Below are 12,639 nucleotides of genomic sequence, written 5' to 3'. Positions count from 1 at the left end.
CCGGCCGGCACGATGCTGCCGGTCCCGGCCGATGCCCCGGCGGGTGCCTACACCGTCACGGGCACCGATGCCGACGGCAACTCCGCCGAGGCCGCTGTGGACGTCTACGCCCCCGTGCTGGAGGCCGGCTCGCCGGTCGCCGCGGGCGATGACACCCCGGTGACCTCCTCGGGCTGGCTGCCCAGCTCCGAGGTGTCGCTGCAGCTCACGGCCCCCGACGGCTCGCCCGTCGGCGACCCGGTCGCGGTGACCACCGACGAGGCCGGCAACGTCCCCGACGGCACCGTCATCCCGGTCCCCGAGGATGCGACCCCCGGCCCGGACTACTCCGTGGTCGGCACCGACGCCAACGGCGCCACCGCCCAGGCACCCCTCGAGGTGACCGAGGCCGGCACCATCGCCCCGGTGATCGAGGCGACGTCCCCGGTCCCGGCCGGTGGCGAGACGGAGGTGGCCTCGAGCGGCTGGGCTCCGGCCTCCGAGGTGTCCGTCCAGCTGGTCGATCCCTCCGGTGCTCCGGTGGGCGATCCGGTGGCGGTCACGACCGATGACACCGGCGCGATCCCGGCAGGCACCATGCTGCCGGTCCCGGCCGATGCCCCGGCCGGCGCGTACACGGTCACCGGCACCGACGCCGACGGCAACTCCGCCGAGGCCCCTGTGGACGTCTACGCTCCCGTGCTCGAGGCCGGTTCGCCGGTCGCGGCCGGTGGCGAGACCCCGGTGACGTCTTCCGGCTGGCTGCCCAGCTCCGAGGTGTCGCTGCAGCTCACGGCGCCGGACGGCTCGCCCGTCGGCGATCCGGTCGCGGTGACCACCGACGAGGCCGGAAACGTCCCCGACGGGACGCTGCTGCCGGTTCCCGAGGACGCGACGCCCGGTCCGGACTACTCCGTGGTCGGCACCGACGCCAACGGCGCCACCGCCCAGGCACCCCTCGAGGTGCTCGAGGCCGGCACCATCGCCCCGCAGGTCGACGCCTCCTCGCCGGTTCCCGCCGGCGGCGAGTCCACGCTGACCTCCGGCGGCTGGGCCCCCGGCTCCGAGGTCACCGTCCAGCTCACCGATCCCTCCGGAGCGCCCCTGGGCGACCCGGTCGTGGTGACCGCGGACGAGAACGGCGATCTCCCGGCCGGCACCGTGGTGCCGATCCCGGCCGATGCTCCGGCCGGCGCGTACACGGTCACGGCCAGCGACCCCGAGGGCAACTCGGGTGAGGACAGCATCGACGTCTACGCTCCCGTGCTGGAGGCCGGCTCGCCGGTCGCGGCCGGTGGCGAGACCCCGGTGACGTCCTCGGGCTGGCTGCCCAGCTCCGAGGTGTCGCTGCAGCTGACCGACCCCGACGGCAACCCCGTCGGCGATCCGGTCGCCGTGACCACCGACGAGGCGGGCAACGTTCCCGACGGGACGCTGCTGCCGGTTCCCGAGGACGCGACGCCCGGCCCGGACTACTCCGTGGTCGGCACCGACGCCAACGGCGCCACCGCCCAGGCACCTCTCGAGGTGCTCGAGGCCGGAACGGTCGCTCCGCAGGTCGACGCCTCCTCGCCGGTTCCGGCCGGTGGCGAGTCCACGCTGACCTCCGGCGGCTGGGCCCCCGGCTCCGAGGTGACCGTCCAGCTGGCCGACGCCGAGGGCAACCCGGTGGGCGACCCGGTCACGGTCACGACCGACGAGAACGGCGACGTCCCGGCGGGCACGGTCGTGCCGGTCCCGGCGGACGCCCCCGCGGGCCAGTACACCGTCACCGCGTCGGATGCCGACGGCAACTCCGGTGAGGACACCATCGACGTCTACGCTCCCGTGCTGGAGGCCGGTTCGCCGGTCGCGGCCGGTGGCGAGACCCCGGTGACCTCCTCCGGCTGGCTGCCCAGCTCCGAGGTGTCGCTGCAGCTCACCGATCCCTCCGGTGCACCCCTGGGTGACCCGGTGACGGTGACGACCGACGAGGCCGGCAACGTCCCCGACGGGACGCTGCTGCCGGTCCCCGAGGACGCGACCCCCGGTCCGGACTACTCCGTGGTCGGCACCGACGCCAACGGCGCCACCGCCCAGGCACCTCTCGAGGTGCTCGAGGCCGGAACCATCGCCCCGCAGCTCCAGGTCGAGTCCCCGGTCCCGGCCGGTGGCGACTCGGACGTGACCTCCGGCGGCTGGGCCCCCGGCTCCGAGGTCACGCTCCAGCTGACCGATCCCGAGGGGAACCCGGTGGGCGACCCGATCACGGTCACGACCGACGAGAACGGCGACGTCCCGGCCGGCACCGTGGTGCCGATCCCGGCCGACGCCGCGCCCGGCGAGTACACGGTCACGGCCTCGGATCCCGACGGCAACACCGGCGAGGACACCATCGAGGTCTACGCTCCCCAGCTCGAGGCCGGCTCGGCCCCGGCGGGCGGCGAGTCCCCGGTGACCTCGACCGGCTGGCTGCCGGACTCCGAGGTGACGCTGCAGCTCACCGATCCTGACGGCAACCCCCTGGGCGACCCGGTCACCGTGACCGCCGACCCCGAGGGCAACCTGCCCGAGGGCACCGTCGTGCCGATCCCGGCCGATGCCGCACCCGGCACCGACTACGCGATCGTCGGCACCGATGCGAACGGCGCGAACGTCACCGCACCGCTCGAGGTCACCGAGGCGAGCACCGTCGACCCGACCGTCGAGGTCGAGTCCCCGGTCCCGGCCGGCAGCGATGCCGACGTGGACTCCGGCGGCTGGGAGCCCGGCACCGAGGTCACGATCGTGGTGACCGACCCCGAGGGCAACCCCGTGGGCGACCCGATCACCGTGATCGCCGACGAGAACGGCGACATCCCGGCCGACACCGTGGTGCACATCCCCGAGGACGCGATCCCCGGCGACTACACCGTGGTGGTGACCGATCCCGACGGCAACGGCGGCGAGGACACCATCGAGGTCTACGCCCCGCAGCTCGAGGCGCAGTCCCCGGTCGCGGCCGGTGGCGAGTCCCCGGTGACCTCGACCGGCTGGCTGCCGGAGTCCGAGGTGACGCTGCAGCTGACCAGCCCCGAGGGTGATCCGGTGGGCGACCCGGTCGTGGTCACGACCGACGCCGAGGGCCGCATCCCCGACGGCACCGCCGTGGCGGTCCCCGAGGACGCCGCTCCTGCAGCGGACTACGCCATCGTGGGCACCGATGCGAACGGCGCGAACGCCAGCGCCCCGCTCGAGGTCCTCGAGGCCGGGTCCGTGGCACCGGTCGTCGACGCCTCCTCGCCGGTTCCTGCCGGCGGTGAGTCCGAGGTGACCTCCGGCGGCTGGGCCCCCGGCACCGAGGTGACCGTGCAGCTGGTCGACCCCGAGGGCAACCCCGTGGGCGACCCGGTCGTGGTGACCACCGACGAGAACGGCGACGTCCCGGCCGGCACCTCGGTGCCCGTCCCGGCCGATGCCGGACCCGGCGAGTACACCGTGACGGTGACCGACCCCGACGGCAACGGCGGCGAGGACACCATCGAGGTCTACGCTCCCTCGATCGAGGCCGGCTCGCCGGTCGCGGCCGGTGGGCAGACCCCGGTGACCTCCTCCGGCTGGCTGCCGAACTCCGAGGTCTCGCTGCAGCTGACCGATCCCTCGGGCGAGCCCCTGGGTGACGCGGTCGCGGTGACCACCGATGCCGACGGCAACGTCCCGATGGGCACCATGGTGTCCGTGCCGGAGGACGCGGCCCCGGGCACCGACTACTCCGTGGTCGGCACCGATGCGAACGGCGCGCGGGTCAGCGCACCGCTCGAGGTCGTCGAGGCCGGGACCATCGCTCCGGTGGTCCAGGTCGAGTCCCCGGTCCCCGCGGGTGGTGAGTCCGATGTGGTCTCCACCGGATGGGCCCCGGGCAGCGAGGTGACCGTGCAGCTGGTCGACCCCGAGGGCAACCCCGTGGGCGACCCGATCGTGGTGACCACCGACGAGGACGGCTCCATCCCGGCCGGCACCGCGGTGCCGATCCCGGCGGATGCCGCAGCCGGTCAGTACACCGTGACGGTGACCGACGCCGACGGCAACGCCGGCGAGGACACCATCGAGGTGTACGCACCGACCATCGAGGCCGGCTCGCCGGTCAAGGCCGGTGACGACTCCGCGGTGACCTCCGGCGGCTGGCTGCCGAACACCGAGGTCTCGCTCCAGCTGGTCGATCCTGACGGCAACGCCCTGGGCGCTGCGGTCACGGTGACCACCGACGCCGACGGCAACATCCCCGACGGCACCGTGGTGACCGTCCCGGGCGGTGCCGCAGCCGGCACCGGCTACGCGATCGTCGCCACGGACGCCAACGGCGCCCAGGTCAGCGCTCCGCTCGAGGTCACCGCCGGTGACGACGATGGCGATGGCGATGGCGATGGCGATGGCAACGGGAACGGCGGAAACGGCGGGAACGGCGGAAACGGCGGGAACGGCGGCAATGGCGGGAACGGCGGTGACGGCGGGAACGGCAACGGGAACGGCGGCAACGGCGGGAACGGCAACGGCTCCGGCAACGGCAACGGGAACGGATCCGGCAACGGCTCCGGGAACGGCTCGGACAACAAGGGCGGGTGGGGCAAGCTCCCCCGCACCGGTGCTGAGCTCCTTCCGCTCGCAGGCGTCGGCGCGATCTTCATGATCGTCGGCTCCCTGTTCCTCATCGCCCGCAACCGCGGCATGGGAACGGACGAGAGCTGATCGTCCAGTAGCCCCAGGAAAGGTGGCGGCCCGCGAGAGCGGGTCGCCACCTTTCTCTGTGCGGACCCCCGGGACCACGCGCCGCTGCCGGCCCGTCCCACCCCCCGGCCCGGATGCCCGCGAAGGACATCGGGCCAGGTCAACCGTCCCTCGGCCGCGACGCTGACAGCAATGCCCGGCACGTCGGGTGATAACGTGGCACGGGCCGCCGAGAATGCTTCGCAGGCCCTCGCCATCGCATCGCGGCATGGTGGATCCCTATCGGACGAAGAATTCTGGTGACATGACACGATTCGTGACCTGGCCGAGGATCGCGATCGCCGGTGCGGTCGTCCTCGCCCTGTGCATCACCCTCGGTCTCACGCGTCCCTGGGAGCGCCCGCAGCAGGGGCCCGCCGCACCCACCGGGACCGCATCGGCCGCCCCCGCGGACATCACCTGTGAGGACGGCGCGCAGCGCCTGGACCAGGTGCTCTCCAGCGGGGCCACCTGGTCCCTGTGCTCGTCGATCGACCCCGACCTCGGTCTGGTCCTCTCGAACATCCACATCACGCCGCCCGGCGCCGAGCCGATCAGCCTCATCGACACGCTGTCGATCTCCCAGCTCGAGGTGCCCTACGACGACGGCGGCCGCAACACGTACGACATCACCGAGGCCGGCTTCGGCGGCATCAAGATGAAGACCCTCGGCGAGGACGTCTGCCCGGGGGACAGGCTGTCCTTCGACATCCCCAACATCGGCGACGGCACCTACGGCAAGACCGAGCGGCGCGAGGTGCTGTGCTCGAGCGTCGTCGACGGCGGAGTCGCCTACCACTCGAGCGACCGGGTGGCGCCGGCGGCGGCCCGCCGCACCGACCTGCAGCTGTTCACGGTCTCGCGGGTCGGCTGGTACGAGTACCTCACCGAGTACACCTTCGGCGCTGACGGCTCCATCGACGTGCAGCTGGGCGCCACCGGCGACCTCTCGCCGGTGGACTACAGCGACGCGGACCACGGATCCGACATCGGCCAGGACGAGCACGCCACCAGCCACTCCCACAACGCCGTGTGGCGGGTCGACTGGGCGCTCGGCGGCCCGAGCGGCATGCAGGTCGAGCAGTACGACGCCGAGCCCACCGGCGAGATGGGGGAGAACGCCCCCATCATCGCGGGATCCCTGACCCGTCTCGAGCATCCCACCACCGCCGACTGGCAGGAGCGGCGCTGGTGGCGGGTGCTGAACCCGGAGGTCCTGAACGAGGACGGGCGCCCGATCTCCTACGAGATCGATCTGGCCGGCACCGACTCCTTCACGTTCGTCGACGAGCAGACGCAGGACGGGGCGCATGTGCACGATGCCGGCGCCGGCTACGACGTCGCGTTCACCAACGCCGATGACTGCCAGATCTACGCGGTGAAGAACGACGGCCCCTGCGGCGACGGGGTCCCCGACTTCGTCGCCGAGGGCCAGGGCGAGCCGCTGGACGACGTCGTCTCCTGGGTCGCGGTCGGCTTCCACCACGTGCCCCGGGACGAGGACCAGTCGCCCATGGAGATGCACTGGCAGGGGTTCGGCCTGGTGCCCCGCGGTCTCACGGCGCAGCGCTTCGACCTCCCGGAGGGCCACGAAGAGGTCAACGGGGTCCCCGACAGCGAGTGGCACGAGGAGCCGACCTGAGCCAGCGCCATCGCCCCGGAGCAGCAGGACGCCCCGCCACGGGATGGCGGGGCGTCCTGCTGCTCCGAGGGGAGGGCGGTCGGGGCATCGGCCCCCGGGGCATCGGCCCCCGGAACATCGGGAGCCGGGCATCGGCCCCGGGGGTTCACCAGTCGTGCATGGTCCCGTCGGACAGGCGGTTGACCGGCAGGTATGCCGGCGAGTACTCGTAGGAGGCGCCGGCGTCCTCGTGGTACTCGACGCCGAGGCCGGGGGTGTCGCCCGGGTGCAGCAGGCCGTCCTGCCAGGTGTACGAGGTCTCGAAGACGGAGAGCGTCTCGTCGCTGTGGCGCATGTACTCCTGGATGCCGAAGTTGTGGATCGCCAGCCCCAGGTGCAGCGCCGCCGCCTGGCCGACGGGGGAGATGTCGGTCGGGCCGTGGAAGCCGGACTTGATCTGGTAGACCGAGGCGAAGTCCATGATCTTCTTCAGGTGCGTGATGCCGCCGGTGTGCGTCACGGCCGAGCGCACGTAGTCGATCAGCTGCTCGGAGATGATGGTCTGGTAGTCCCAGATGGTGTTGAAGATCTCGCCGATCGCGAGCGGCTGGGTGGTCATCGAGCGCACCCGGCGCAGGCCCTCCTGGTTCTCCGCCGGGGTGCAGTCCTCCAGCCAGAACAGGTCGTAGGGCTCCAGCGCCCGGCCCAGCTGGCCCGCCTGGTTCGGCGTCATGCGGTGATGGCCGTCGTGCAACAGCGGGATCTCCGGGCCGAACTCCGCCCGGACGGCCTCGAACACCGTCGGCAGGTGGCGCATGTAGGCGCGGGTGTCCCAGGTCTCCTCCGTCGGCCGCAGGCCGGGGCGGGCGGGCTCGTAGTCGTAGCGGCCCGCCGCGGTCGCCCCGGCGGCGGCGACGCCGTACACCTGGCCCAGGCCGGGCACCGCCGTCTGCACGCGGATCGCCCGGTAGCCCTCCTCCTGGTGCTCGCGGATCGAGTCGAAGATCTGCGGCAGCTCCGCACCCGAGGCGTGGCCGTAGGCGAGCAGGCCGCGCCGCACCGCGCCGCCCAGCAGCTGGTAGACCGGCTTGCCGGCGGTCTTGCCCTTGATGTCCCAGAGGGCGACGTCGACCGCGGCGATCGCGGCCATGGTGATCGGTCCGCGGCGCCAGTACGCGCCCCGGTACAGGTACTGCCAGGTGTCCTCGATCTGCTCGGGGTCCCGGCCGATGAGGATCGGGGCGACGTGATCGCGCAGGTAGGAGGCGACCGACAGCTCGCGCCCGTTCACCGTCGCATCCCCCAGGCCCGTGACCCCGTCCGAGGTCGTCACCTTGAGGGTGACGAAGTTCCGGGTGGGGTTGGTGATGAGGACGTCGACCTTCTCGATCGTGGCCATGGCGGGGGCGCTCCTTCCGAGCGGGGATGACAGGCAGCATCGGCTGATAGCGGGATTGTGTCCGCCTGGTGCCCCGCGCACCACGGGTTGCCAGCAGTTGCATATCCTTCTGGGGGTGTTCGCCCAGGCGGTGGGCGCGAGCGCAGGGAGGCGGAGCGGATGGCGGAGCATCGGGTGACGATCTACGACGTCGCCGCGCACGCGGGCGTGGCCCCCAGCACCGTCTCGCGCGCCTTCTCCCGCCCCGGCCGGGTCAGCGCCGCGACCCACGCGAAGGTGATGGCCTCCGCGAAGACCCTCGGCTACCGCACCGAGGTCCCGGATCTCCAGGAGCGCGAGGGGCAGCAGCATCGGCTCGCGATCGAGATCCCCGACATCACCAACCCCTTCTTCGCCGAGCTCGTCGCCGGCATGCGCGAGGCCGCCCACGACCTCGACTACCTGCTGCTGCTCGTGGACTCCTCGGAGGACGAGACCCGTGAGCGCCGCGGCCTGGAGCGGGCGCTGGAGATCGTCGACGGGTTCATCCTCGCCGGCTCCCGGCTGTCCGATGCGGCGCTCGCGCAGATGACCAAGCGCCTGCCGGTGCTGGTCCTGAACCGCCGGGTGGCCGGGCTGGACTCCCTGACCCCGGACTACGAGCACGGGATGGCGCAGGTCATCGCGCACCTGGACGAGCAGGGCGTGCGCGAGGTCGTCTACGTCGCCGGTCCCGTGAACTCGTGGTCGGACAGCGAGCGCTGGCGGGCGGCACGCCTCGAGGCGCGGGCGCGGGGCATGAGCATCCGGCGGCGGGGCCCGTTCATCCCCACGGCCAGCGGCGGCGAGGAGGCCTTCGACGAGCTGCGCGGGGAGCTGCCCCACGCCGTGATCTGCTACAACGACCTGATCGCCCTGGGGTTCCTGGTCTCCGCGCTGCGGGCCGGGGTGCAGGTCCCGCAGGAGCTGTCGGTGATCGGCCACGACGACATCCCGCTGGCGCGGCTGGTGGGCGGGGGCCTGACCACCGTGGTCTCGCCCAAGCGCGCGCAGGGCCGTGCCGCGGTGGAGCGCCTGACCCGCCGGATCGAGAACCCCTCCTCGATCCGGCTGCCGGTGGAGGGCGCGCTGCCGGTGCGGCTGGTGCCGCGCGGCTCCTCGGGCCCGCGGCAGGTCTGAGCCGCCGCGGCGGCGCTGCGGGACGGCGCACCGTCCGGGCAGTCCTCGCCGCCGCTCAGCGGCCGGGGCTCTCCCCGGCGGCGAGGGAGCGGGCGTCCTCGATGGCGTCGAGGCAGGCCAGGAAGTGCCCGTGGCTGGCGAAGTGCGGGCTGCGCAGGCGCACCGTCCTGCCCCGATGCGTGATGATCGCGGAGTGCACGCCCTGGGAGGACCGCATCGTGATCCGGCGGATGGCGGCCGGGTCGATCTCCACCAGGCGGCGCGAGGACTCCGAGGCCGGTGCCGTGATGCGCTGCGCGGAGACGACGACCTCCCGTCGGCCGGCGAGCACCAGGCGCAGGAACCCGAGCAGGAGCACCAGGCCCAGCACCATTCCGCCGAGATAGAACCAGCGGGCCACGTCCGCGCCGAAGTGCGCCAGGTACAGCGAGATCCCCCAGCCGTGCACGAGCCCCCATCCGCTCGCGCCGAGGAACACCAGCCCCAGCAGGAGACCGCCCACCGCCGTGCGCGCGCTCACCGCGTACGCGAATCGCTGCTCCTGCATGATGCTCCTGCCTCGTCTCCGGACCTGCGGGGGACACGGGCGCCGGACCGCCCGGGCCTCGTCGATCGCCGCGGGCCTGCCCCGAACCTACCGAGATGTCCGGTTCCCGGCACGGGCCGCCCGGACCCCGGGACGGCCGGCCGCGGCCCGGCAACCTGCGGCAACACGATGCCCGGCCCGTCCGCCGTCCGGATGATGAGGCCCATGAGCAACGACGCCTTCGTCCCCCATCCGGACCGCCTTCTGCCCCGCGACCCGGCGGTCCGCGACATCGCGCGCGAACTGTACGGACGCATGGCGTCGCAGCCGATCGTCTCCCCGCACGGGCACGTCGACCCCGCCATGCTGGTCGAGGACACGCCCTTCCGGGACCCCACGAGCCTGTTCATCACCCCCGACCACTACGTGACCCGCCTGCTGCATGCGCGCGGCGTCTCCCTCGCGGATCTCGGCGTGGGCCGCGGCCCGCTCGAGGAGGCCGATGCCCGGCGGGCCTGGCGCCTGCTGGCCGAGCACTGGCACGCCTACGCCGGCACGCCCTCGCGCCTGTGGATGGAGCACGAGTTCCATGACGTCTTCGGCATCGAGAAGGTGCTGACCCCGGGCACGGCCGACGAGCTGTACGACCACATCGCCGCGCGGCTGGCGCGCCCCGAGTTCCGCCCCCGCGCCCTGTTCGACCAGTTCCGCATCGAGGTCCTCGCCACGACCGACGACCCCGCGGACGATCTGGCGGCGCACCGGGCCCTGGCCGACGACCCGGACTTCGCCGGGCTGGTCGTCCCGACGTTCCGCCCGGACAAGTACCTCGAGCCGGCCCGCGAGGACTTCGCGCAGCTCGCCGACGCGCTCGGCGAGGCCGCCGGCGTGGACACCGGGGACTACGCCGGCTTCACCGCGGCGATGCGGGCGCGCCGCCTGTACTTCCGGGACCACGGGGCCGTGTCCTCGGACCACTCCCATGCCGACGTGGGCACCGCGCGCCTGGACGAGGCCGATGCGGCACGCCTGTTCGCCCGGGCCCGCGGCGGGTCCATCGACCCGGCCGACGCCCTCGCCCTGCGCCGTCACCTGCTGGCCGACCAGGCCCGAATGGCCGCCGACGACGGCCTGGTCATGACCCTGCACCCCGCCGTGCACCGGAACCATCACCGGGGCACCTTCGAGCGGTACGGCGCCGATGTGGGCGCCGACATCCCCACCGCGGTCACCTTCGTCGACGGCCTCGCCCCGCTGCTGAACGATGTGGGCCTCGCCGAGGGGTTCCGGCTGGTCCTGTTCACCATCGACGAGACCGTCTTCTCCCGGGAGATCGCCCCGCTGGCCGGGTTCTACCCGAGCGTCTACGCGGGGGCGCCGTGGTGGTTCATCGACGCCCCGGACGCGATCCTGCGCTACCGCAGGGCCGTCTCGGAGACCATCGGCTACACCCGCACCAGCGGGTTCATCGACGACACCCGCGCCTTCTGCTCGATCCCGGCGCGCCACGACATGTCCCGCCGCCTGGACGCGCACCATCTCGCGAGCCTCGTCGCGGAGCACCGCATGCGGATCGAGGACGCCGCCGCGCTCGCGGAGACCCTGCCCTCCCAGCATCCCCGCGAGGTCTTCACGCTGCCCGGCGGCGCCCGATGAGCCCCGCCGGCACGGTGCCGCGTCCGCGCCTGGTCCACCTCGGCATCGGCGCCTTCGCCCGCGCCCACACCCTGGCCTACACCGCCCGCGCCGGCGGCTGGGACGTCACCGCGTTCACCGGCCGCACCCCGACCATCGCGCAGACCCTCACGGCGCAGGGCGGCCGGTACGGCCTGGTGGTGCGCGGCCCCGAGACCGACGAGGTCGAGGAGATCGCCGTGATCGACGAGGCCTTCCCGGCCGAGGACCTGCGCGCCCTGCGCCGGGTGATCGCCGATCCCGCCACCGCGGTGGTCACCCTGACCATCACCGAGAAGGGGTACGCGGCCGGCTCCGACCCGGCGGCATCGGCCCCGGCCCGCCTGGCGCTTGCTCTGCGCGCCCGCCGCGAGGCCGGCGTCGAGGAGCCGATCGCCCTGGTCTCCTGCGACAACCTCGTCGGCAACGGCGAGGTGCTGCGCCGGGCCGTGCTCGCCGCGCTGGATGCCGGGACCCGGGACTGGTTCGACGCCCACGTGGACGTCGTCTCCACCATGGTCGACCGGATCACCCCGGTCGCCGGGGAGGAGGAGATGGCCCTCGCGAGCACGCGGCTGGGCTTCCACGACCGCGCCACCGTCGTCACCGAGCCCTTCCACGAGTGGGTCCTGGAGGACTCCTTCCGCGGCCGGCGTCCCGCCTGGGAGGCCGCGGGCGCGCAGCTGACCGGCGACGTGGCCCTGCACGAGCGGCGCAAGCTGCGGCTGCTCAACGGCGCCCACACCTTCCTCGCCTACGCGGGCCAGCTCGCCGGGCACGAGCGTGTCGACCAGGCCGTCGCGGACCCGGCGGTGCGCGCGGCGATGGAGGAGGTCTGGGCCGAGGCCCGCGCGACCCTCGACCTGCCGGAGGCCGAGCTCGACGAGTACACCTCGGCCCTGCTCACCCGCTTCCGGAACCCGCGGCTGGCCGATGCGCTGCTGCGCATCGCGGCCGACGGCTCCGAGAAGCTGCGCGTGCGGATCCTGCCGGTGATCGCCGAGCGCGGCGGTCCCGGGCGCTCCCCGGCGGGCGTCGCCGCCGTGCGCGCCTGGACCGACTGGGTCACCGCCCGCTCCCGGGCGGGCCACCGGATCGCCGACCCGCGCGCCGAGGAGATCGCCGCCGCGGCGGCGCTCGCCGAGGACGGAGCCCGGGTGCGGGCCCTGGTCGCCCTGCTGGGCGAGGAGACCGACCCGGAGGCCCTGGCGGCCGCGGTGCTCTCCGCCGGCGCCTGAGCCGCAGCGGGCGTCTGGACTGCAGCAGGCGGCTGGGCCGCAGCGGGCGGCTGAACGGCAGAGGGCGCCGCCGCAGGAGCCCTCCCTCTATCCGGCCACCGCCCCCGGGGCATCTCGTCCCGGGGCGGTGGCCTCCGTCATGTCCGGAGCGTCCGATTCGTCAGGAGAGGGCAAGCCGAGTGCGGCCGATCACCTGCCAGGACCGAAAAATGTCAACGCGACTAAAGCGTTGGTCAAGAACCCTGCACGGTCGGTTCACAGCGGTTGGCACGGCGCTCGCGGGCTCATAGCGTTGTCGAACGACAGCGGGCGCCCCGTCCCT

At 73.5% G+C, this 12,639-nt stretch carries 7 protein-coding genes; 5 read left to right on the top strand and 2 right to left on the bottom strand.

Features of this window, described 5'->3' with window-relative positions; all coding sequences use genetic code 11:
• The first annotated feature begins 12 nt into the window (after positions 1 to 12).
• Both BF93_RS19815 and BF93_RS11405 read left to right on the top strand, forming a co-directional pair.
• Positions 13 to 4,683 carry a hypothetical protein gene (locus BF93_RS19815; RefSeq protein ID WP_051486869.1) on the top strand — a complete coding sequence of 1,557 codons (4,671 nt, stop codon included), beginning with the start codon at positions 13 to 15 and terminating at the stop codon, positions 4,681 to 4,683.
• Positions 4,684 to 4,966: 283 nt separating this feature from the next.
• Positions 4,967 to 6,343: a copper amine oxidase gene (locus BF93_RS11405; RefSeq protein ID WP_198025418.1), complete on the top strand. Its 1,377-nt coding sequence runs from the start codon at positions 4,967 to 4,969 to the stop codon at positions 6,341 to 6,343.
• Positions 6,344 to 6,488: 145 nt separating this feature from the next.
• On the opposite strand, the gene manD is transcribed toward BF93_RS11405, so the two are convergent.
• Positions 6,489 to 7,721 carry a D-mannonate dehydratase ManD gene (gene manD / locus BF93_RS11400; RefSeq protein ID WP_038372742.1) on the bottom strand — a complete coding sequence of 411 codons (1,233 nt, stop codon included), beginning with the start codon at positions 7,719 to 7,721 and terminating at the stop codon, positions 6,489 to 6,491.
• A 159-nt stretch (positions 7,722 to 7,880) separates the two neighbouring features.
• Between manD and BF93_RS11395 the strand changes: the two genes are divergently transcribed.
• Positions 7,881 to 8,879 (top strand): LacI family DNA-binding transcriptional regulator, encoded by a 999-nt coding sequence (locus BF93_RS11395; RefSeq protein ID WP_038372741.1) that lies wholly within the window; start codon positions 7,881 to 7,883, stop codon positions 8,877 to 8,879.
• Positions 8,880 to 8,934: 55 nt separating this feature from the next.
• On the opposite strand, the gene BF93_RS11390 is transcribed toward BF93_RS11395, so the two are convergent.
• The gene (locus BF93_RS11390; protein WP_038372739.1) at positions 8,935 to 9,426 is read right to left on the bottom strand and encodes a hypothetical protein; all 492 of its coding nucleotides are present in this window, start codon (positions 9,424 to 9,426) and stop codon (positions 8,935 to 8,937) included.
• Between the two features lie 204 nt (positions 9,427 to 9,630).
• Between BF93_RS11390 and uxaC the strand changes: the two genes are divergently transcribed.
• Together uxaC and BF93_RS11380 are read left to right on the top strand one after the other, a co-directional pair.
• On the top strand, positions 9,631 to 11,061 hold the full coding sequence (gene uxaC, locus BF93_RS11385) for a glucuronate isomerase (RefSeq protein WP_038372737.1): 1,431 nt from the start codon (positions 9,631 to 9,633) through the stop codon (positions 11,059 to 11,061).
• Positions 11,058 to 12,317: a mannitol dehydrogenase family protein gene (locus BF93_RS11380; protein ID WP_038372736.1), complete on the top strand. Its 1,260-nt coding sequence runs from the start codon at positions 11,058 to 11,060 to the stop codon at positions 12,315 to 12,317. The genes uxaC and BF93_RS11380 overlap by 4 nt, the downstream gene beginning before the upstream one ends.
• Positions 12,318 to 12,639: the final 322 nt, after the last annotated feature.

Source organism: Brachybacterium phenoliresistens (genome assembly GCF_000576425.1).
Taxonomy (GTDB): domain Bacteria; phylum Actinomycetota; class Actinomycetes; order Actinomycetales; family Dermabacteraceae; genus Brachybacterium; species Brachybacterium phenoliresistens.
This window is presented reverse-complemented; position numbering and strand designations above follow the sequence as displayed.

Excerpts from the sequence above, each read along its gene's own strand:
- BF93_RS19815 (WP_051486869.1), top strand. The coding sequence starts at position 13 with ATGCTGCCGGTCCCGGCCGATGCCCCGGCGGGTGCCTACACCGTCACG.
- BF93_RS11405 (WP_198025418.1), top strand. The coding sequence starts at position 4,967 with ATGACACGATTCGTGACCTGGCCGAGGATCGCGATCGCCGGTGCGGTC.
- manD (WP_038372742.1), bottom strand. The coding sequence starts at position 7,721 with ATGGCCACGATCGAGAAGGTCGACGTCCTCATCACCAACCCCACCCGG.
- BF93_RS11395 (WP_038372741.1), top strand. The coding sequence starts at position 7,881 with ATGGCGGAGCATCGGGTGACGATCTACGACGTCGCCGCGCACGCGGGC.
- BF93_RS11390 (WP_038372739.1), bottom strand. The coding sequence starts at position 9,426 with ATGCAGGAGCAGCGATTCGCGTACGCGGTGAGCGCGCGCACGGCGGTG.
- uxaC (WP_038372737.1), top strand. The coding sequence starts at position 9,631 with ATGAGCAACGACGCCTTCGTCCCCCATCCGGACCGCCTTCTGCCCCGC.
- BF93_RS11380 (WP_038372736.1), top strand. The coding sequence starts at position 11,058 with ATGAGCCCCGCCGGCACGGTGCCGCGTCCGCGCCTGGTCCACCTCGGC.